The sequence below is a fragment of the Clostridium oryzae genome, from assembly GCF_002029235.1.
Taxonomy (GTDB): Bacteria; Bacillota; Clostridia; order Clostridiales; family Clostridiaceae; genus Clostridium_AE; species Clostridium_AE oryzae.
The window spans coordinates 64,469-87,178 of sequence record NZ_MZGV01000013.1; the positions used below are offsets into that span (position 1 = coordinate 64,469).

Annotated in this window: 19 protein-coding genes and 1 other annotated feature; of the genes, 12 read left to right on the top strand and 7 right to left on the bottom strand. The window is 34.6% G+C overall.

Annotation, left to right across the window (positions count from 1 at the left end):
• Nucleotides 1-93: 93 nt before the first annotated feature.
• Nucleotides 94-1,998 carry a threonine--tRNA ligase gene (gene thrS / locus CLORY_RS08155; RefSeq protein ID WP_079423122.1) on the bottom strand — a complete coding sequence of 635 codons (1,905 nt, stop codon included), beginning with the start codon at nt 1,996-1,998 and terminating at the stop codon, nt 94-96.
• 105 nt (nt 1,999-2,103) lie between these two features.
• Nucleotides 2,104-2,322 (bottom strand) — a binding site (T-box leader).
• Nucleotides 2,323-2,477: 155 nt separating this feature from the next.
• Here thrS and CLORY_RS08160 point away from each other — a divergent pair.
• From CLORY_RS08160 to CLORY_RS08175, 4 genes are all read left to right on the top strand, one after another.
• On the top strand, nt 2,478-3,194 hold the full coding sequence (locus CLORY_RS08160) for a peptidoglycan recognition protein family protein (RefSeq protein ID WP_079423124.1): 717 nt from the start codon (nt 2,478-2,480) through the stop codon (nt 3,192-3,194).
• A gap of 437 nt (nt 3,195-3,631) precedes the next feature.
• Nucleotides 3,632-4,186 carry a rubrerythrin family protein gene (locus CLORY_RS08165; RefSeq protein WP_079423125.1) on the top strand — a complete coding sequence of 185 codons (555 nt, stop codon included), beginning with the start codon at nt 3,632-3,634 and terminating at the stop codon, nt 4,184-4,186.
• Nucleotides 4,187-4,474: 288 nt separating this feature from the next.
• Nucleotides 4,475-6,331, top strand: a complete 1,857-nt coding sequence (locus CLORY_RS08170) for an LTA synthase family protein (protein WP_079423127.1) — start codon at nt 4,475-4,477, stop codon at nt 6,329-6,331.
• 27 nt (nt 6,332-6,358) lie between these two features.
• Nucleotides 6,359-7,231: a PhzF family phenazine biosynthesis protein gene (locus tag CLORY_RS08175; protein WP_079423129.1), complete on the top strand. Its 873-nt coding sequence runs from the start codon at nt 6,359-6,361 to the stop codon at nt 7,229-7,231.
• A gap of 24 nt (nt 7,232-7,255) precedes the next feature.
• On the opposite strand, the gene CLORY_RS08180 is transcribed toward CLORY_RS08175, so the two are convergent.
• The 3 genes from CLORY_RS08180 to CLORY_RS08190 form a co-directional block, all read right to left on the bottom strand.
• Entirely contained in the window at nt 7,256-8,416 is a 1,161-nt protein-coding gene (locus tag CLORY_RS08180) for an FMN-binding protein (protein WP_079423130.1), read from the bottom strand.
• Between the two features lie 11 nt (nt 8,417-8,427).
• Nucleotides 8,428-9,402, bottom strand: coding sequence for an FAD:protein FMN transferase (locus CLORY_RS08185; RefSeq protein ID WP_079423132.1), 975 nt, complete (start codon nt 9,400-9,402; stop codon nt 8,428-8,430).
• 585 nt (nt 9,403-9,987) lie between these two features.
• A complete protein-coding gene (locus CLORY_RS08190) occupies nt 9,988-11,070 on the bottom strand; it encodes a GntR family transcriptional regulator (RefSeq protein WP_079423135.1) in 1,083 nt (360 codons plus the stop codon).
• Nucleotides 11,071-11,230: 160 nt separating this feature from the next.
• Between CLORY_RS08190 and CLORY_RS08195 the strand changes: the two genes are divergently transcribed.
• Entirely contained in the window at nt 11,231-12,520 is a 1,290-nt protein-coding gene (locus CLORY_RS08195; RefSeq protein ID WP_079423137.1) for a glycoside hydrolase family 125 protein, read from the top strand.
• A 38-nt stretch (nt 12,521-12,558) separates the two neighbouring features.
• Complete coding sequence (locus CLORY_RS08200) at nt 12,559-15,243, top strand: alpha-mannosidase (RefSeq protein WP_079423139.1); 2,685 nt, start codon at nt 12,559-12,561, stop codon at nt 15,241-15,243.
• An 84-nt stretch (nt 15,244-15,327) separates the two neighbouring features.
• Here CLORY_RS08200 and CLORY_RS08205 read toward each other — a convergent pair whose 3' ends face one another.
• Together CLORY_RS08205 and CLORY_RS08210 are read right to left on the bottom strand one after the other, a co-directional pair.
• Nucleotides 15,328-16,809 (bottom strand): sensor histidine kinase, encoded by a 1,482-nt coding sequence (locus CLORY_RS08205; RefSeq protein ID WP_169911566.1) that lies wholly within the window; start codon nt 16,807-16,809, stop codon nt 15,328-15,330.
• Entirely contained in the window at nt 16,809-17,492 is a 684-nt protein-coding gene (locus CLORY_RS08210) for a response regulator transcription factor (protein ID WP_079423144.1), read from the bottom strand. The genes CLORY_RS08205 and CLORY_RS08210 overlap by 1 nt, the downstream gene beginning before the upstream one ends.
• Nucleotides 17,493-17,798: 306 nt before the next feature.
• On the opposite strand from CLORY_RS08210, the gene CLORY_RS08215 reads away from it, so the two are divergent.
• The 5 genes from CLORY_RS08215 (at nt 17,799) to CLORY_RS08235 (ending at nt 20,027) form a co-directional block, all read left to right on the top strand.
• Entirely contained in the window at nt 17,799-18,449 is a 651-nt protein-coding gene (locus tag CLORY_RS08215; protein ID WP_079423147.1) for an HD domain-containing protein, read from the top strand.
• Nucleotides 18,450-18,566: 117 nt separating this feature from the next.
• On the top strand, nt 18,567-19,154 hold the full coding sequence (locus CLORY_RS08220; RefSeq protein ID WP_079423150.1) for a TetR/AcrR family transcriptional regulator: 588 nt from the start codon (nt 18,567-18,569) through the stop codon (nt 19,152-19,154).
• Nucleotides 19,155-19,173: 19 nt separating this feature from the next.
• Nucleotides 19,174-19,413, top strand: coding sequence for a zinc ribbon domain-containing protein (locus CLORY_RS08225; protein ID WP_079423152.1), 240 nt, complete (start codon nt 19,174-19,176; stop codon nt 19,411-19,413).
• Between the two features lies 1 nt (nt 19,414).
• Nucleotides 19,415-19,774 (top strand): VOC family protein, encoded by a 360-nt coding sequence (locus CLORY_RS08230; RefSeq protein WP_079423154.1) that lies wholly within the window; start codon nt 19,415-19,417, stop codon nt 19,772-19,774.
• Between the two features lies 1 nt (nt 19,775).
• Nucleotides 19,776-20,027, top strand: coding sequence for a TfoX/Sxy family protein (locus CLORY_RS08235; RefSeq protein ID WP_079423156.1), 252 nt, complete (start codon nt 19,776-19,778; stop codon nt 20,025-20,027).
• Between the two features lie 250 nt (nt 20,028-20,277).
• Here the strand turns inward: CLORY_RS08235 and CLORY_RS08240 are convergent, their stop codons facing one another.
• Nucleotides 20,278-20,820 carry a DUF2812 domain-containing protein gene (locus tag CLORY_RS08240; RefSeq protein WP_079423158.1) on the bottom strand — a complete coding sequence of 181 codons (543 nt, stop codon included), beginning with the start codon at nt 20,818-20,820 and terminating at the stop codon, nt 20,278-20,280.
• 627 nt (nt 20,821-21,447) lie between these two features.
• Here CLORY_RS08240 and tyrS point away from each other — a divergent pair.
• On the top strand, nt 21,448-22,692 hold the full coding sequence (gene tyrS / locus CLORY_RS08245) for a tyrosine--tRNA ligase (RefSeq protein ID WP_079423160.1): 1,245 nt from the start codon (nt 21,448-21,450) through the stop codon (nt 22,690-22,692).
• The last annotated feature ends 18 nt before the right edge of the window (nt 22,693-22,710 follow it).

The following is a 22,710-nucleotide window of genomic DNA, read 5'->3' on the forward strand; positions in this document are numbered from 1 at the left end:
GAATTAGGAATTAAGGAAGAAATTCTGCAATGCAGAATTTCTATATCTACAATCAAAATTTATCATTACTAATTTTTCTATTGTTAATGGCCTTTATAATGATTTTTCTTTTATCTCTTTCTTAATTCTTTCGATAAATCCATTTACCGAAACTTCGCCTTCATCGCCTGCACGGCTTCTTAATGAGATGCTCTTATCGTTCTGTTCCTTTTCACCTATTACAGCAATATAAGGCACCCTTTCATTTCTGGCAACTCTTATTTTATAACCGATTTTTTCATCACTGTTATCAATTTCAATCCTTATGCCTTCAGCTTTTAGCTTTTCAGCTACTTCATTGCAGTAAGGCTCAAATTTATCGGATATAGGCAGTAGTTTCGCTTGAACAGGAGAAATCCATACAGGAAATTTACCAGCAAATTGTTCGATAAGTCTAGCGATAAATCTCTCAAGACTTCCAAAGATAGCTCTGTGTATAACTATAGGTCTATGCTTTTCTCCGTCTTTTCCTATATAAGTTAAATCAAACCTTTGAGGAAGCTGAAAATCAAGCTGAATTGTACCACACTGCCAGCTTCTGCCGAGGCAGTCTTTAAGATGAAAGTCTATCTTTGGACCATAGAAGGCACCATCACCCTCATTTATTTTATATTCAAGGTTAGTTTCGTCTAAGGCGGCTTTTAACGAACTTTCAGCTAATGCCCAGTCTTCATCAGATCCCATAGAATCCTCAGGCCTTGTAGAAAGCTCTACTGTGTATTCAAAGCCGAATCTTGTATATATCTCATGGACAAGGTCAATTACGGATTTTATTTCACTAGTTATCTGTTCAGGCAGCATGAATATATGAGCATCATCCTGAGTAAAGGATCTTACTCGTTGAAGACCGCTCAATGCCCCTGATAGTTCATGTCTATGGACTCTTCCCATTTCGGCGGCTCTTATTGGAAATTCTTTGTACGAATGAACTTCAGATTTGTACACGAGCATTCCGCCAGGGCAGTTCATCGGTTTGATAGCATAATCTTCATCATCGATACTAACAGTGTACATGTTCTCTTTATAATGGAACCAGTGTCCAGAAGTTTCCCAAAGCTGTCGGTTAAGAATTATTGGAGTCTCTATTTCTATATATCCATATTTTCTATGAAGCTCTCTCCAATAATCAATAAGCAGATTTTTTAATGTTACGCCCTTAGGCAGAAAGAAAGGAAATCCAGGACCTTCATCCATTAATGCAAATAACTTTAATTCTTTGCCCAGTTTTCTATGGTCTCTAAGTTTAGCTTCTTCAAGCATTTTAAGATACTCATCCAATTGACTCTTTTTAGGGAATGCAGTCCCGTACACTCTCTGAAGCATCTTGTTTTTTTCGTTTCCGCGCCAATAAGCACCTGCAACAGACTGAAGCTTAAAGGCTTTTACATAGAAAGTCGAAGGCACATGTGGTCCGGCGCATAGATCAATGAAGTCTCCCTGTTTATAAAAAGATATAACGGATTCTTCAGAAAGATCATTTATCAGCTCAACCTTATATGGCTCATTTTTTTCTTCCATAAGTTTTATTGCTTCCGCTCTTGGAAGGACAAACTTTTCAAGTTTAAGATCTTCTTTAACTATATTGTTCATCTCATTTTCTAGTTTTTCGAGAGTGTCCATAGTGAAAGGTTCCTCTGAGTCGAAATCATAGTAAAAACCATTTTCAATAGAAGGTCCAATAGTAAGTTTTACGTTTGGATACAGTCTTTTAACGGCCTGAGCAAGTATATGTGAAGCAGTGTGTCTTAAGGCTGCTAGACCATCAGCATCATCTGCTGTTAAAATTTCAAGAGAACAATCTTTATCTATGGTTGTTGATAGCTCCGTAACTTTTTCGTCTATTTTTGCAACTAAAGCCTTTTTGGCTAATCCGTGACTAAGTTTTTCAGCTACAGCTAAAGCGGTGGTGTTATTTTCAACCTCTATAAAGCTGTTGTCTTTTAATCTTATTTTTATCATAGCAAGTCCTCCTTTATATTTAAGGGGACATAATTCATGTTGAAAGTCCCCAATTATTGGCTTAGTAATTCGCGAAGCTCCACAAAATAAAAACCCCGTCCCTATACAAGGGACGAGGTTGCCGTGGTTCCACCCAAATTACAGATACAACAAAAAAGCATCTGTGTCTCAATCCGATAACGCTGGAAGCGGAGATATCTAATTCAATTCAATACTCAACTCAAAGGTGGTTTTCAACAAAACTTATCTAAGAAACTTTTCAGCCGGTGAGTTTCTCTCTCTTAAGACAGTAGTTTGCATACTCTTCCTTATCACAGTTTTTATATTAAACATATTATAGTTCTATGGAGAATGTGTGTCAATATTGAACTTCTACGAAAAGTTAATTTTTGAGTAGAATTTTTATTTTTTTATTTACATATAAATATAATGACCAATACACTATTAAATGCATATAAAATTAGGGGGAGGGTTGAAATATGTTTAGAATTATTACGCTAGAGAAGCTCTTGAAGACATTAGACAGGTATGACTATATGGAACTGCATATACATCATACGTATAAACCTAACAAGTCCAATTTCGACGGTACTAACGGTATATTTCTTCAAAAAGCCATAAAATATTATCATACACACACTAAAGGATGGGATGATATAGGACAACATGTTACCTTGCTCCCCGATGGAAGATTTGTAACAGGAAGGGATTTTGGGAAAACACCTGTAAGTATATCTATGTACAATAAAGATGCTTTTTCGTGCGAAATACTAGGTAATTTTGATGTTGGTAAAGAGGAACTTCAGGGTGCGCAAGAGGAGAGTGTGATAGAGCTTGCGAGATATTTTTATAATAAGGGCTGTTATATAAGGTTTCACAAGGAAAACTGCCATAAGACTTGCCCAGGAAGTTCAATCTCTAAAGAAAAATTTATGCGGCAGGTTAGAACTCCTAAGGAAAAAGTAGATAATATTTTAGAATATAAGGATAAACCCATTCTTAAAGAAGGCAGTGAAAATGAATATGTTAAATTACTTCAGAACAGATTGAATTACTTCGGGTTCAATGCAGGTGAAACTGACGGAATATTCGGTGAAAAAACATTAGATGCAGTTAAGAGATTTCAAAAATCTAGAAAACTTAAAGTAAACGGTGTCATGGATAAAAAAACTTGGGCATGTATGTTTAGCAGGTAAATAAATTGCGAACTAAGCAAGTAAATTAAATGAAGATAATATTAAGCAGTTAGATTATGCTTTAAACAGATAAGAGAAAAGAGTAAAGAGTAGAGAGAAAAGTGAAGGAAGAAATTCTGCTGTGCAGAATTTCAGAGAATTTAAATCTGATTATCGGCGATAACTTTTTAAAAACTAAGACTATACCTAGTATTACAAAAGGATTATCAAAATAATTAGGAGTCTCTATACAATCAAAATTCAGCATAGCTGAATTTTAACCTTCACTTTTCTCTTATCTCTTTTCTCTTTACTCTTAACTCTCATACCTATTTAATGCACTTTCTCTTAACTATTCCGTCTAGAGCATTTAGTTCGTAATATATTTATATAATGAATTATTCCAGCTAATAATAAGAATAATATAAACGTAAATATTTTTAGAGGAGGAATTGATAATGGCAGTAAATAATGCTATGACAGCTGATTTTTTACGTTCGGCTTACGGTGGAGAGAGTATGGCACATATGAGATATTTAATATGGGGAGATGCGGCAGCTGGCAGTAATTTCCCAAACATAGGAAGGTTATTTAAAGCAGTAGCTTATGCAGAATGGGCTCATGCCAAAAACCATTTTAACGTACTTAAGGAACAAGTAGGGGATAGCACAGTAACAGCAGGAGCTGTATTTGGCAATACAGATATAGTACAGAATCTTCAAGGAGCAATAGATGGTGAGCTTCATGAGGTAAATCAGATGTATCCGGTATATCTAGAAACTGCTAGATTTCAACAGGAAAAGGATGCAGAAAAGTCATTTCATTTTGCTCTTGAGGCAGAAAAAATACATGCAAAATTATTTCAGGATGCTCAGAATGCTGCTAAAGGAGGACAGGATATAGGCAGTGAAACAATTTATATATGTCCTGTATGCGGTTATACTGAGATTGGAGACAATGTAGAAAAATGCCCAGTGTGCGGAGCCGATAAAAAAATATTTAAAAGTTATTAACATATGAATAGGGAGTAATCCCTATTTTTTCATTGTCTAGGGATTTATAAAATTTCTCATATAGATAAGTCAAATTGTAAATTGTAAATGAGGAATGAGGAATTATTGTATGTTCAAGAGAACTTTTAATATAAGTAAATAGTATATTATAAAGAGAGGTGGCGTTAGTCAACTAATTTATGTTATTCTTAATAGATACAATAGACAATCTTATTAACCAATTTTATAATATGTATAAGACTAAATAGTTTGGGATACTTCGGACAATGGGGGTTAAGGAGAATTTTAATGAAAAAAATAAAACAAATAGCGCTAAACAACTTAGATGTTCTCATATTTTTTGTTTGTGTCTTTGCGAAACTATTGGGTTTCGGTTTACAAATACAGGACAAAAACATTTATGCTCTGCTTTTTCTACTAGGACCTGCTGCATCATCGATTTTAATATTTTGCGGAATAGGTTTTTTGTTTAACAAGAGAGCGCGAACTAGATTTTTTTATATTGTGAATATAGTAATTAGTACACTGATTTTGGTGGACTCTGTGTATTATGGATATTTTAGGGACATGTTCTCAATACCGGTAATACAAAACGGTATATTGCTTGGGCCAGTTAAATCAAGTGTAGCAAGTCTATTTAAATGGCAATATCTACTATACTATATAGATATTTTAATAATACCATCAATACCTTATAAACTTATGCTTGATAAAAGCATAATGTTTAAAAGAAGATTGGTTTCCTTTGCTGTAGTATTTTTAATTGGAACTGGTGGAAACGCCTTTTTCATATATGATTTAAATGAACAGCAGCCTAGGTTGTTAACCACAATGTTCAACAGAATATACATAGCAGATATGCTTGGTGGCATAAATTACCATGGACTTGATGTATATAATTTCTTCCAGAGAGAACTTCAGAAGCATACTAAACTCTCTAAGGATAAAGAAAAAGCAATAAAAACATTTTTAAACAGCAATAAGTCTAAAGGCTATACTGCTTTGAAAGGCAAGGGAAAGGGTAAAAACCTCATAGTGATCCAGGTTGAAGCACTTCAGCAGTTTGTAATAGGCAATAGTATAAACGGTCAAGAGATCACTCCTAATTTAAACAAGTGGCTTAAGCGAAGTGCATATTTTGACAATTATTATTATCAAGTAGCTTCAGGTAACACTTCAGATGCTGAATTTATGACAAACAATTCTCTTTTTCCGGCAGCGGAGGGAGCGGCGGCTTACTTATATTGTGGAAATGATTTGAACTCTCTTCCAAAAGCATTAAAGAAAGAGAATTACAAAGCGATAGCTCTTCATGGATATAGAGAGGATTTTTGGAATAGAAGTGTTATGAATAAGACAGAGGGTTATGACATATTCTATGGTCAAAGAAGCTTTAAAATCAATGAAACTATAGGAATGGGTCTTAGTGATAGATCATTTTTAAATCAATCTTTTAATATACTAAAGAAAACACATCAGCCATATTTTAGCTTTCTAACAACATTAACAAGCCACTACCCTTTTAATGCTATATCGAAATATGGAGATTTTAATGTAGGAGAGTATAAGGGCAGTCTTTTTGGGGATTATTTAAAATCTATACATTATACAGATCAGCAGCTTGGAATGTTCCTTGATAAGTTGGACAAAGAAGGCATAACAGATAATTCAATCATTGCTATATATGGAGATCATTATGCTATACCGCAAAATCAGCAGAAGAATTTATACAGTTTTCTTAATGCTACGCAGAGAAACGAACTGACATGGGCAGAACTTCAGAAGGTTCCATTGTTTATACATTTTCCTAAAGATGAAAATAAGGGAGTAAGACATACTTATGGCGGAGAAATGGATTTGTACCCTACTATAGCTAATTTATATGATTTACCTACAAAATATATGATGGGTAAGGACATATTTAATTCAAAGGAACAGGGAGTAATTTTTAGAAATGGATCCTTCACTGATGGAAAAATATTCTATTTGGCTCCATCAAATAAGTACTATGATATAGCATCAGGAAAGCAGATTTCTGAGACAGCTGAATTGAGTGAAAAGAAGAAAGAAGCTGAGAAAAAATTAGAATACTCTGATACTATATTAAACCATAATCTGCTTCAGAAATTTAACAATGATAAGTAAGCAACATAAAAAGAGGATGTTGATGATATGAAAATAAAGGTATATAAACTTAATGCTTTTGCTAAAAACGATGAAGGAGGAAATGGTGCAGGAGTAGTATTTAATGAATATGATATTTCGGATAAAGTAAAACAGTCCATAGCAGAAGAGATAGGATTTTCTGAAACCGCATTTATCGAAAAATCAGAAAAAGCGGACTTCAAAATAAGATTCTTTACTCCGAGGGCAGAGGTAGACCTATGCGGACATGCTACGATAGGAAGTTTTTATCTTATGAAGCTTTTAAACATAATACATTCGGGAGAATATTCAGAAGAAACCAAAGCTGGAATAATGGAAATTGATGTATATGAGGATGGAACTATCTTCATGCATCAGAATTTACCGGAATTTTATCAGCAGCTGGATGCAGAACGTATAAGTAAGGCCCTAGGTGTTGATAAAAACTCTATTAGGGAGGATATACCTATACAGGTTGTTTCTACAGGACTTAAGGATATAATCATACCTGTGAAATCTATTAATGTATTAAATGAAATCAAGCCTAATTTTAATATGATATCTGAAATAAGCAAAGCAGAGAGCACTGTAGGTATGCATGTTTTTACTATGGATACTATTTCAGATTTAGATACGGCTCAATGCAGGAATTTTGCTCCGCTATATGACATAAACGAAGAATCAGCTACAGGTACATCTAATGCGGCTTTAGCCTGTTATCTTTACAGACATGGATTAATAGAAAAACACCAGGCTAAAAGCCTAGTGTTTGAGCAGGGATATGTTATGGGCAAACCATCTGAAATAAAAGCTAGGCTTTCATTTCGCGGGGATAATATAAAATCGGTAGAAGTTGGTGGTATAGCTGGTAATATAACAGAAAGCTATATTGAAATATAATGGCCTGCGCAGGATGCATCTTTTTTATTTTGACGCTTGGCTTAAAGCGTCATTAACAGCCTCTATTATTCCATTGCTTGTTCTTGTAGCACCAGACACAGTATCCACATCAGTGGATTGAGCAGCTATTATTTCTTGGGGTATAACCTGCATAGGAGTTTGAGCAAATCTAGGGGTTTCATTGTCAGAAACTATATCTATTTTGGTTATTTTTCCATTTTCAACTTTTACGGATACTTGAAGTCCCGGCATATAACCAGTACCTTCTCCAGAGTAAGTACCATCTTTATATTTAGAAGTAGAGCTCGAATTGCTTGACGCTGTAATTATGTTGGCAGCTGCAAGTTTGCTTCCAAGTAAATAGTTTAATCCGTAGAAACCAGTAAAAATAGCTATAGCGACAGCGCTTAAGGCAGCAGAGTTAACTCTTGTAAAGGCAGCTGAAGCACTGGCATTACTCCTTGGACAGACCTCTGTACATCTCATACAATTTATACATTCACCACTAGTTACTTTATCTCTCTTATAAAGATCTATACCCATAGCACAATTGGAAGTACACATTTTGCACTTTCCGCAGTGATCTTTAGGTTTGCTTATATTAAAGATCCTAAGTTTAGATATAATTGAGTATATGGCACCAAGAGGACATAAATATCTACAGAAAAATCTCTCTACAAAGAAGGCGCCGATGGTAATAAATATTAGCAATATAAAGCCTATTATATATGTGGCAGCGGCGGATTTAATATTGGATATCTGAGCAAATGCGTCCCAAGGACTGGCAGATGAAAAGGCATCAATACTAAGAGACCAGATGAAAATAACTATAAAAACTAACACTGCATATTTAACATATTTTAAAACTCTATCTGTCTCTTCGTCAATTTTAAACTTTATTTTCAAGAACTTACTAGACAGCAGGTATATTAAATCGTTATAAGTACCAAAAGCGCATAGCCATCCGCAAAAAAATCTTCCAAAGAGGATTGTAAGTGGAATGAAAGCCACTGCCTCAATAATATTTGCATATTGCTCTTTGATACTGAAACTACCGTTTATCAACGCTTTATATATCTGACCTATTTCATGAAAAGTAAGGCTAAATAGACCTGGAAACAAAAACAAAAATAATAGTTGGACAACTAGTCTGAAAACTTGTATTTTGTGTATTTTCTTGTTCATATATAATCACCTCAAAATTTGTTAATGTACATAAATGTGTCATCTATTAGCTTAAAATCATTCTTCATTCCCGATGTAACATAAATTCTTCTATCCTCTGTTATAAATATAGCTTCTGCATCTTCTTTACTTTCAATGAAATCAAAACCATCGTCTATTCCTAGATTATAAGCACAAGTAGATAGTGCATCAGCAGCCATAGAGTTTGAGCTTATTACTGTTACGCTAATAATTTCATTATCAGTTGGATAACCCGTTTTAGGGTCTATTATATGGTGATATTTTTTACCACCGGCAATAAAAAACCTTTCATAGTTCCCAGAGGTTACTACAGCTTGGTTAGATGCATACACGGCACCCATTATCTTTCCTCTTTCAGATAGCGGATTTTGAATTCCAACCCTCCATAAAGAGCCATCTGGCTTCATTCCAAGGGCATAAATATTCCCTCCGAGGTCTATGATTGCACTTTTTACATCGCTGCTGTGCAATATATTTATTACCTCATTAGCTGCGTAACCTTTTACTATACTTCCTCCATCAATCATCTGTCCTTCATTTTTCAATAAAATTGTTTTGCTATTGTTATCTATATTTATCTGATTAAAATCACATAGAATAATAGCTTTTTCTATTTCAGATTCATCGGGAACACAGCCATTTTTTTTCGCATCAGTCCACAGTTTTATGAGCGGTCCAGTGAGCATATTAAAAGCTCCATTGGATTCTTTACTGTATTTGATTCCAGAGTCAACTACATAAATTAACTCATTTGATACTTTTACTGGAGTTTTACCAGCGTTTTGATTTATTTCAGAAAATTTGCTATACGGTTTGAATACGGAAAAGGTATCGTCTATTTCTAGTACTTTTTTTCTAGCACTCTTTAAACATTCATGAGGGAAGCTGTCGTCGTAAATTCGTATTATATTATCAGTGCCAAGCGCATAAAAGCTTATTGAAGGTAAAGCAGTTACATTGGTCATATTTCATCCTCCTTTTGCAAAGGTTATTTATTCTATGGGATTATTGTAATAGACAAAACTGAAAATAAGCTGAGAAAAATAAAAAAAGATTACATCCTACGTAGGCTAATTCCATTCATTAAGTAATTACACCACATCTTTGAGGCAAATTTTCTAATGGCTCATAACTCGGCTGCGCCTCAAACAATTCGCCATCTTAACGGAAATTTCCCTCAAAGACATAGGTAATTACTAAACTCACTTCAAATGCCTACTTCTGATGCAATCTTTTTTATGCCCTAACTCTTAATATTCACAAAATGCTTTTATTATATTGCTTTTGTTGCATTCTTATCTTAATTCGCTAACTTCAAAATATATTACCGTTTCTTTTTAACTTCTTCGCAAGCATGCTGTACCGTTTTTTTATTTAGCAACCATCTTTTCTCCTATTTAGTGGTCTATCCTAATATTAATTAAGAGTTATCCATAATTGGCAAAAATCATAAATTCCTAGAGACTAAAAAATTTGAGTGACCTCTGGTTATTAGAAAGTAATCCAAAAGGCCACTCAAACTTAATTAAGTTTCATGAAATTAATATTTTTTAGTTTATCTTATAGACAGACTCTCGCTCGATTAAGTTTATATCTACAGAGATAACAGAAGGTTTTTCACTGCGGCTGGTACTTTCTATATCTTTCAGAAGCAGTTCAGCAGCCAGAAACCCCATTTTCTCAAAGTCCTGAGAAATAGTAGTAAGAGCAGGTTCAACAAAAGCAGAGGCTTGAATGTTGTCAAATCCAACAATGGAGAGATCTTTAGGCAAATCAAAACCCATATTCTTAGCTAGTTTCATAAGGTGGATAGCACAAAGATCATTTTCGGCTATTACGGAAGTTATATGGTTCTTAGATACATATTTCAGAAAATCAGTAATATAGTCCTCCAGAGTAGTTTTATCAAAAACATCAGGATAAATATTTTTTGAATAAAAATCTAGTCCATAATTATGAACAGCTTTTAGATATCCAAGATAGCGATCTCTTACTGAGGTGGAATGAGTTATCTCATGTGTAGCTATAAATGCTATTTTTGTATGATTATTTTTTATAAGATATTCAGCAGCAGTATAGCCTCCGGAAAAGTTATCAGCAGAAACATTATTAAAGTCTATGCCGCTGAGTTTTTTATCTATAATGACTGTAGGAAATTCATCGAGATGTATAGAAAACAGCGTATCAAGGTTTGAACTGCTTGTTTCTGGATAAAGTATAAGTCCCGCATACTGGCAGATGATTGACTGTAAATTATCATGGTTTATAAAAGCTGAAGGCTGTATACTAAGTTTATAGTCTGTATGTTTAAGGCAATTAATAATACCTTTAGTGTAATCACCAAAACCAAGGTTGTCAGGAAATGGAAGTATAAATAAAATGTCATTTGATTTTTGCTCTCCAGAGGCTAGTTTACCGCTTTTACTTACAAAGCTTCCCTTGCCTTGAATTCTGTATATCAGATGTTCATTTTCTAAGTCGGAAAGAGCCCTTTTTGAGGTTATCCTGCTAACATTGTAAAGTACAGATAATTCAAGCTCTGTAGGTATCTGATCCCCTGGAGCTAACTCACCTGTAGTAATTTTATTTTTTAGGTCGTCTTCAATTTTTTTATATAAAGGAACAGATTCCATAACAACTCTCCTTAATTATTACTTACTATAATGATATATTCTATTTAAAATAATAACATAAAATGATAATGGCATGGCATAAAAATGATTGTAACTAAAAAGGATATATCATATAATATATTTAATAATAAAATGATATATCAAATTTGGAGGTTTTACTATGGCTTATAAGGAAATACCTGCTTCTGTAAAGAAGTTTATGGAACAAATAACTGAAAAATGTGGTGAGGAACATGCGGCTTGGGCAGAAAATTTTAATTCATGCTTTGCAAATACATTGCTTACGACAGTAAAGCAGCTAGAAGACGGTACAACATTTCTATTAACAGGTGACATTCCTGCTATGTGGCTCAGAGATTCTACAGCACAGGTACGTCCATACCTAATCATGGCTGAAGAGGATAAAGAAATAGAAGAAATGATTGCAGGACTTGTAGAAAGACAGCTTCAGTTCATCAATATAGATCCTTATGCTAATGCATTTAACGAGGCAGCTAACGGAGCAGGTTATCAACAGGATCATACGGAGATGAAGCCTTGGATATGGGAGCGAAAATACGAAATAGATTCTTTATGCTATCCTATTCAATTGAGTTATCTGCTTTGGAAGGCAAGCGGAAGAACTAAACAGTTCAATTCAACCTTTACTGAGGCAGTAAAAAAGATATTGAATGTATGGGAAACAGAACAAAACCATAAAAATTCTCATTACAGCTTTGTTAGAGATACTACAAGATTAGAGGATACTCTAATAAATAATGGAAAAGGAGGCAATACAGCGCCTACAGGAATGACCTGGTCAGGTTTCAGACCTAGTGACGATGCTTGTAAATACAATTATCTGGTACCTTCAAATATGTTTGCAACAGTAGTTTTAGGCTATTTAAAAGAGATTTTCACAAAGGTTTTAATAAATGATGCTTTGCTGGAAAAGGTAGAAAAGTTAAAAGGAGAAATTGAAGAAGGAATTCAGAAATATGCCAAAGTCAAGAATGCTAAAGGTGAAGAGATATATGCTTATGAGGTGGATGGACTAGGGAACTACAGTATTATGGATGATTCAAATGTTCCTAATCTCCTTTCAGCAGCGTATATAGGTTACTGTAAAAATGATGATGAGATTTATAAAGCAACAAGAAATACTGTGCTGAGCAAGGAAAATCCTTTTTTCTATGAAGGAAAACATGCTAAGGGCGTTGGAAGTTCGCATACACCAGAAAATTATATTTGGCCGATTGCATTGGCCATGGAAGGTATGACTACTGATGATAAAACTGAAAAAGAAAGAATTTTAAACTTGCTTGTAAAATGTGATGCAGGAACAAAGCTTATGCATGAAGGCTTCGATGTAAATGATCCTACGAAGTATACAAGAGAGTGGTTCTCATGGGCAAACATGATGTTTTGTGAGCTTGTAATGGATTATTTTGATATACGAGTTAGAAAATAATTTATATCAAAGTAGTAATTGCGAAAGGGGCTTACGGTTTGAAGAAAGTATATATTATTTCTCACAGTCATTGGGATAGAGAATGGTATCTTCCCTATGAGCAGCATCACATGAGGCTAATCCAATTAATGGATGATTTGCTTGAGTTATTTGAAAAAGATACTGGTTTTAACAGCTTTCATCTTGATGGTCAAACCATTATACTTGATGATTATCTGCAGGTAAGGCCAGAAAAAAGAGACTTGCTCGAAAAGTACATAAAAGAGGGAAAGCTTAGAATAGGACCTTTTTATATTCTTCAGGATGATTTTTTAATAAGCAGCGAAGCTAATACAAGAAACATGCTAATTGGTATAGATGAAGCAAAGAAGTGGGGAGCACCAGTAAACCTTGGGTACTTCCCTGATACATTTGGAAATATGGGGCAGGCACCTCAGATGATGTTGGGTGCAGGACTTAAAGCAGTGGCCTTCGGAAGGGGGGTTAACCCTACAGGGTTTAATAATGAGGTTTTAACAGATAAGAAGTATGCATCTCAGTTTTCAGAGATGTGGTGGGAGGCTCCAGACGGATCGAAGATATTGGCAATATTATTTGCTAACTGGTATAGCAACGGAAACGAGATTCCTGTGGATAGGCAGGAAGCAAAAGCCTTCTGGGATAAGAAGCTTTCAGACGCTTCAAAGTATGCTTCTACAGATAATCTGCTTATGATGAATGGCTGTGATCATCAGCCTGTACAGAAGAATATCTCTCAGGCCATCAAAGTTGCTAATGAGTTGTATCCAGATATAGAATTTGTGCATAGCAATTTTGAAGACTATATAGCTGCTGTGAAAGAAAGTTTACCAGAGGATCTAAGTACTGTGTCAGGAGAACTTACAAGTCAAGAAACTGATGGATGGTATACACTGGCCAATACATCATCTGCTCGTATCTATCTAAAGCAGATGAACACAGAAATTCAACGCCTTCTTGAAAATATAGCAGAACCTTTAGCTGCTATGGCTTATGATTCAAAAGACAAGTATCCTAGTGATGAGTTTAGGTATGCGTGGAAAACCCTTATGCAGAACCATCCTCATGACAGCATATGCGGTTGCAGTGTTGATGAGGTTCACAGTGAAATGGTGACTAGATTTAAAAAAGCAAAGGAAGTTGGGAAGTTCCTTGCAGAAGCAGCAGCAAAGGAATTACTTACCAAGATAGATACATCAAAGTTTTCAGCGAAATTAAAGCCTTTCGTAGTATTCAATACAGCAGGATATAAAAAAACAGGCATTGCTGAAATATTCTTGGAATATAAAAGAATACCTTTTGCAGGTGAGTATATTGAGAAACTTTACGATAGGCTTGAACAGGAAGCTTTACCGGAACTAGCTGTAATTGATGTTAATGGAAATACAGTTGAAGCTGAGATTACAGATGGAGGATCTAGCTTTGGCTACGACTTACCTAAGGATAAATTCAGGCTGCCTTTTATGGCTAAGTATATAAGAATTCGTGTAATAATGAAAGATATGCTTCCTATGTCCTGGAAGAGTTTTGCATTAGTTGAACAGAAAGCAGATATACATGAGCAAGAAAATATAGTAAAAAATGCTGGAGCTTTGCTTGAAAATGAATTCCTTAGGATAAAGGTTGCGCAGGATGGTAGTCTTAACGTCACGGATAAGAAAAATGGAAACACTTATTCAAAGCTTATGGTATTTGAAGATACAGGAGATATAGGCAACGAATATATCTTCAAGCAGCCTGAGGGAGATGAAACTATAACCACAGTTAACACAAAGGCAGAGATAACTGTTAAGGCAAATAGCTATATGTACGGAGAAATTGAGATAACTCATAGGATAAATATACCTGTATCAGCAGATGAACTCTTGGAAAAGGAGCAGAAATCAATAGTAGAATTTCGTAACCGTAAGGCTTCAAGATCGGAAATTACAGCTGAGCTTATATTAAAAACAAAGCTTATTCTAGAGAGAGGCAGTCAGCAGATTAAGCTTGAGACTTCCTTTGACAATCAGATGAAGGATCACAGGTTAAGAGTATTGTTCAATACTGAAATAATCGGAAGCGAACATGAGGCTGAAAGCATATATGAAGTAATAAAGAGAAGTAACAGTGTCAGCGATACTTGGCAGAACCCAACTAATGCTCAGCATCAGCAGTCTTTTGTAAACATAAGTGATGAAAACCATGGTGTTACTGTGGCAAATTATGGTTTGAATGAATATGAGATATTAAAAGACAGAAGTACTATTGCTGTGACGCTGCTGCGCTGCGTAGGAGAGCTTGGAGACTGGGGATATTTTCCTACACCGGAGGCTCAGTGTTTAGGAAAACATACTGCAAAGTTTGCGATCTCCTTTCATGGTGATGAGCAGGATAAGCTCAGAACCTTTCATGAGGCTGTTAATTTTCAGATTCCGTTCAGCGTTTATCAAACGGATATTCACACAGGAACATACGAAGCAGATTACCAGTATGCCTCAATAGAGGGAGAAGCATTTATGCTCACAGCCTTCAAGAAAAAGGAAAATTCTGATGAGATAATCACAAGAGGATATAATATGACAGATAAGCTTCAGAAGTTTAATATAAATATTAACGGAAGAACAGCAGAAAAATGTAACCTTCTCGAGGAACCTGTTTCAGAAGAGATTTCGGATGAGATTAGACCAGCGGAGATAGTAAGCTGCTGCTGGAGGAAATTCTAATATTCAGAATTTCTTCCAGCATTTCTAATTTTAATTCTTAATTTTTTGTATGACATAATGAAGCTGAATAACCAGTATCAAATTTTATAACATCTCAACATTTTTAAATCTTATCTTAAACTCAGTGCCTTTTCCAAGCTCACTCTCAACTTCAACAGTTCCGCCATGAGCATCTACAATGGATTTAACAATGGAAAGCCCAAGGCCGTAGCCGCCGCTTTTTCTTGATCTATCATTTTCAATTCTGTAAAACCTGTCAAAGATATTATCTAAATCTTTTTTATCAATGCCTGTTCCATTATCTTTAACGCTTATTTCAATTATTGAAGGATTAGAACTTTTTCTAACACTAAGACTAACAGTACCCGAATATTCATCTGTATGCTGTACGGCATTATGGATAAGATTATAGATAACCTGTTTAATTTGATCTCGGTTAGCTAAGATAAAACAATCTTCATTTACGTCCAACTTAAGTTCTCTATTCTTTACCATAACCTCAAGCTGCAGCTTAATATCTTTAACTATATCTTTAACATTTTCTTTTTTCGTCTCATATTTAACATCCTCATCTAATCTCGTTAGCAGCAGAAGATTATTTACGAGTTCACCCAAACGTTCACTTTCGGTTAACATGCTGTTTAAGGCTCTCTCCAATTGTTGTTCATTTTTTGCAGCACCCCTCAGCAGTACTTCAATAAAGCCATGAATAGAGGTTAGAGGCGTTCTCAGTTCATGAGAGGCATCACCAATAAACTTTTTCATCTTTTCTTTTACAATACGCTCATTTTCAAAAGAAGTTTCCAACCTTTCCAGCATCCCGTTAAAAGAGGATGAGAGCTTATCTGTTTCTTTAATATGTGTTTTCTCTGGAAGCCTAAGTGATAATTCGCCTATATCTATTTTGGCTACTGTATCCGTCATAGCATATAATGGTGCTAAAGTATGCTTAAAAATAGAACTGCTCAATAGCATAAATATAAAGACTGCAGTAATGGCAATTAGGACAAACATTAGTGTCTGTCTATATAAAATTCTAGTTACAGGACCCAGAGGGGCATTTAGCTGAAGTAAAATTGTTTCTGAACCTGAAATTCTAAAATTTGACCATATTACTGCATGACTGTAACCTTCATTATCTTTTATTATTGTATAAAACTTTGGCTTTACTGCTAAAACCATCATTTTTTTATAATCTTCTGATGAAAGTACAGGTACGTTATAATTATATTCTCTTGAAATGTTATTTTGTTTAAATATAACATTTCCTTCAGAATCAATTATTGCTGCTCCGGTTGAATTATCCACAACCTTTGATATTATTTTTTTATAAATTTCATTTAATTCGTTGTTATCATCATCATTATCATGTTTGGATTGTTTTTCATCTAATGAATGAAGCTTTGATTGTAGAAGCTGTACCTGAGATCTTATGAGATAGGATTTCATGCTAAAATGCTGTGAAACACCAACAAATATAAAAAGCAGCAGCAGTGCAATAAGAAGCCTGCGAAGGATTTTCCACTTTAAGCTTATAGAACTATATCTTTTGTTAAACAATTTCATCATAATACCACCTTATAGCCTGCGCCTCTTATAGTTTTAATTATGGAATGAGATTTATCACCTATTTTATCTCTAAGATATCTAATATATACTTCAACGATGTTTTCATCTCCTTCAAAGTCATCTTCCCACACGTTATCTAAGATGCTTTGTTTGCTTAAGACTATACCATTATTTATAAGAAGATATCTGAGCAGATTATATTCAGTGGGCGAAAGTGCCAGCAATTTTTCATCCATAGATATTTCATGAGTACTATCATCTATTTTGAAAATTCCAATATACTGAACATTATATCTAAGAGAATAACTGCTTCTGAGTCTGGCGTTTATTCTGGCTAGAAGTTCCTTGAAACTAAAAGGTTTCACCATATAATCATCTGCTCCAGTATTTAATCCCAAAACTTTATCATCAATCTCGTCTTTTGCTGTAAGCATGATAATGGAAGTGTTAACATATCTTTTAATTTCCCGGCAGACCTCAAAACCATTCATATCAGGAAGCATTATATCAAGTATTACTATTGGCGGATTAATTTCTGTAGCGAGTTCTACAGCGCTGATTCCATCTAACGCAGTATATACTTTAAACCCTTCAGCTTCAAGTCCCATTTGGATAAAATCCAATATGCTTTGTTCATCGTCAACTACTAAAATATTTATGTCATTGCAGGCTATCGCCATGGCAGCTATTCCTCCTTTAATTTTTTATTACGTAGAGTATAGCACATAAATATGACAAATATAATATAGCATGTGTATAACTTATAAATTTTATGGTAAAGTTTTGTTATAGGTAAATATTGTGCAAGACGAGCTTCTATGTGTGTGTTATGTTTATATAAGAATATGGCTGTTAGTTTGTTTTACATAAATGTTGTTGGGAGAGTGTGATTATTGTTTTACATAAGTGTTGTTAGTGAGAGCTTGTCCTCAAACAACACTTTTGTAAAACATAGCTCCAGGGTTTGTTAGAAAGGATGTGGAGGCATGAATAAAAAGATAATAATAGAAAAAACATTAGAATACGTGAAGAATAAAATGTATGGTGAGTCCAGCGGACATGATTGGTACCATGTATATAGAGTACATAAAACTGCAAAATACATAGCAGAAAAAGAGAATGCAGATATGTTTGTAGTAGAGCTTGCAGCGCTCCTTCATGATATTGGTGACTGGAAGCTTAATGAAAAGGGTGAAGACATGGGAGAAGAGCTGGCTTCAGAATGGCTCAGCAGTTTAAGTGTGCCCGACGAGGAAATTAACAAGGTTACCACGATAATCTCAACAATGTCATTTAAAGGCGGGGCTGTAGATTCAACACAGTCTACCATGGAAGGTAAGGTTGTCCAGGATGCAGATAGACTTGATGCTATTGGAGCTATAGGAATTGCTAGGACATTTGCCTACGGGGGACATAAAGGAAGAGAAATATATGATCCTGAAATAAAAGCTTGCCATTTTGAAAATTTTGATCAATATAAAAACAACAAAGGTACTAGTATAAACCACTTTTATGAGAAGCTACTGCTGCTTAAGGATTTGATAAATACAGAGACTGGCAGAAAGATAGCAGAGAAGAGACATAAATTTATGGAGGATTATTTAGCAGAGTTTTTTAATGAATGGAATGGAATTTAACATTCTATTTTTTATAAACAGAAAAATTTTTTTATATAATTTATTGACTCTTCACTCAATGAATTGTATAATGAGCATATAGTCATTGAGTAAAGAGTCAATTAAGGAGAAGAGAACATGGCGGAGACAAAAAGAGAATTACAGAAAAAATTAACAAGAAACAAGCTGATAGAAACAGCAATGAAACTTTTTGGGGAAAAGGGAATATTGGCAACTCGTACTTCCGATGTAGCAAAAGAAGCCGGCGTTTCTCACGGAACTGTATTTGCACATTTCTCTACTCAGGAAGAACTCATATGTTCTGTTATAGAAGCATTTGATAACAGGATTTGTGGAAAACTTCATGAACTTGTTGATACAAATTCAAGCCTTGTGGATATTTTACATGCACATCTTAATGGATTAATGGAATTTGAACAATTTTATACTAGGCTTGTAATTGAAAGAACAATGCTGCCGGAGGCTGCTAATGCTACATATATAATGATTCAGTCGACCATATCCTTTCATATGGGAATAGCTGCAGAAAGGGAAATCAAGAAGGGTACCATTCGAGATATTCCGTTACATCTTCTGTATAATACATGGGTAGGACTTATTCATTATTATATTACTAATGGAGACTTGTTTTCTCATGATGGCTCTGTATTAGATAGATACGGAGAAGAATTAATTAATCATTATATAAAACTTATTTCTAAATAAAATTGAGGAGGAAGTTATTATGAAACAATGTATAGCTTGTGGAATGCCAATGAAAAATATAGAGGATTTTGCTCAGGGAGATACTTCTAAGGATTACTGCAAATTTTGTGCTAGACCTGATGGAACAATGCAATCCTATGAAGAGAAATTAAAAGGTATGACTGGATTTATAATAAAAACACAGGGACTTGATGAAAATGCTGCTGAAGCTGCCGCAAAAGCAATGATGGCTAAACTGCCAGCTTGGAGTGGCAGGTAATATGAAAAATTACGATAATTTTTTTCTTGGAGTAAAGGATTTAAAGGCTGCAAAAATGTATTACGAAAATGTTGTTGGATTGCCGGTAAAATTTGATTTTTCCAGCAAAGGCATGATTGCTTTTAAGGTTGGAGAAGAGGAGCCTGCAATTATATTGAAGGATGAAAAGATGTTTCCTGAGATAAAACCAACTATATGGTTTGAAGTTGAGAATGTTAAGAAGGAATACGAGAGATTAAAAGGAAATGGTGTCAAATTTCTATCAAAGCCCTTCGAGATTTTTACTGGAATGGTAGCAGAATTTGAAGATCCATTTGGCAATAGATTAGGAATAACTGATTATACAAAGAGGGTAGGATAAAATGAGTACGCTATCTGATCTGCCTAATATCGGAAATGTGCTTGCGAAGCTGCTTGTTGATGCAGGTGTAGATACACCTGAGGCGCTGAGAAAAATGGGAAGTAAAGAGGCTTTTATCAGGCTCAAGATGAGAGACGATACTTGCTGTCTTCACAAGCTCTATGCTTTACAAGGAGCTGTTGAAGGGATAAGATATACTTACCTGTCAAAGGAAATGAATCAGGAGCTAAAGGATTTTTTCAATGCACTGTAAAAAAAGTCGCACATATATTTCTGAAAACGACTAGTTTAGTTTGCATAAGAAACTGGACTAGCCGTTCTGATTTTGTAACAACAATTTTGTAAAACAAAAGTTCATAGGAATTTATTTGTTTTGCATTTTTCTATTTTTGGTAAGAGCTATGTTAATCCCTATGAATGGGATAAGCATCATAGCAAAAATAGAAGTTATTGCAACGGTAAATATAAGTCCTATCCGCTAAGCTCCATTACTAAAATATTTATTATATTCTTTTCTTTCTTGCAAGAACTATATTAGTACCTAGAAATTGAGCAGTTGCTATACCTAGAATAGAAGCTAAAGTAAGGGTAATCATGAAGATGACAAATCTGATGATAGAAAACAAAACGCTATTAGCTTCAAATAAATATCTGATATCACCAGGCAGCTGAATAACAAGAAAATAAAATAATATCACAAAGACTGACATGAAGTTTTTATTCCTGCGAATAGCCGAATGATAGTCCGTAAAAAACTCAGGCTTTTTTGCTGCATATTCTCTTCTTAGAACTACCCATCCAAAACCCAATTCAAACAGCTGCCAACCAGCTTCAGACACAAACTGTGTATATTGTTCAGTAACTTTGTTAGCATAATCTATGCAATAAGTTACCTTCTGAGGTTCACATTCTTCAAAATAAAAAACACTACCCATATAATCTGTTCTTGTAAGCTTTTTTCCATTTAATTCCTTCTCTTCAAGCCAACGTTCAATTTTTTTATGCTGCCACATCCACCAGAATTTGTGAATTTTAATTTCGCTCATTTTATCTCCTCCAAAATATTTGTGCCATTTTTATAAAGCTCATGGAGCCTTTTGTATTCAGACTTTAAAAGTTCCATTCCATTGCTGGTTATTTTATAAATCTTTTTTCTATCTTCTTCTCCGGCTACCTTAGATAGTTCCTGATTATTATATATATCATCGCTCAATATACATGTCAAGAACTATAATATTTTTAATATTTGACAAAATAAAAATTGTTATATAAAATTAAAGTGTATGCATACAATATAATATAATCATAAAAAAGCGTTGAAGAGAAGGAGTAGAGCCAACGTAGTTTTACAGAGAGTTTCCGGGTGGTGAGAGGAGCAAAACGAAATGGTTTGAATACATCTTAGAGCTGAGTCCCAAAAGCGTACAGCGAGTAGGCGATTTCCCTTCGTTGCATAGGTTATAATGCAAGGTATTACCAGATGCAGAAAGTTGCAGCTGCGATACTTAGTGAGTTTGTCGTTGTGAGACGGCAATGAAAATAGGTGGTAACACGTGAGTTATGCTTTCGTCCTTGATTAGGATGAAAGCTTTTTTGTTGCGTTTAATTACATATTGAACAGATAACTTGTCTGAGAAATATGATAAAAAATATTATATTAAGAGGTGATTAAAATGTCAGGTAATCTATTTGAAATATTGAAGGAAAGAGGATATGTCTACCAAGCTACTCATGAAGATATGATAAGGGAAGCACTGAACGGGGAACCTATAACCTTCTATTTAGGTATAGATCCAACCGCTGACAGTTTGCATATAGGACATTTCTTTGCACTTATGATGTTCAGGTATCTTCAGGATTCAGGCCATAAGGGAATACTTGTGGTAGGCGGAGCTACTGCGCTCATAGGCGATCCTACAGGGAAAAGTGACATGAGAAAGATGCTTAGTAAGGAACAAGTGCAGCATAATGTAGAAGAGGTTAAGGCTCTAGCAAAAAGGTTTATAAAGACAGATGGGGATAATCCAGCTATAATTTTAAGTAACGATGAATGGATGCATGATTATAGTTTCGTTGATTTTATGAGAGATATTGGTATTCACTTTAATGTGAACAAAATGCTTTCTTCAGAAATTTACACTAACAGATTAAAAGAAGGAGGCTTAACCTTCCTTGAGATGGGCTACATGCTGATGCAGTCTTATGACTTTGTATACCTAAATAAAAAATACGGCTGTAAGCTGCAGATAGGCGGCAGTGACCAATGGGGAAACATTGTAGCAGGAGTAAATCTTCTTAGAAAAATGAACTTTCAAAATGATGATGAGGTAGATAAGATATTTGGATTAACCTGCCCATTGCTTATGACAAAGGAAGGCAAAAAGATGGGGAAAACGGAAAACGGTACTTTATGGGTTGCCAGAGAAAAGACTACCGTCTTTGATTTTTACCAGTACTTCTATAATGTAAAAGACGAGGATACAGAAACGCTATTAAGGTTATTTACAAGGGTACCTTTGGAGCAGATATTAACTCTTTGCAAAGATGACATAATTGCTGCTAAGAGACTTATGGCTTATGAGATTACAAAACTTGTTCATGGAGAAGAGGAAGCAAACAAAGCAGCAGAGGCAGCAAAAGGTCTATTTAAAACTGGAGCAGTCAAGGAGGATATGCCAAAGAAAGAACTTGATAAAAAGTTTATAGCTGAGGGCATAAATATAATTGATCTTCTTACTGAAAGTGGTTTTATATCTTCAAAATCAGAAGCTAGGAGACTTATCGCTCAAGGAGGAATCTGTATAAACAATGAAAAGGTACAAAATTTTAACAAGATAGTTAATGAAGGAGATCTTCGAGATGGATATGTGATGCTGAAAAGAGGAAAGAAGAATTATTTGAAGGTAGTGTTTGAGTAGTTAAATAGTAGAGAAATA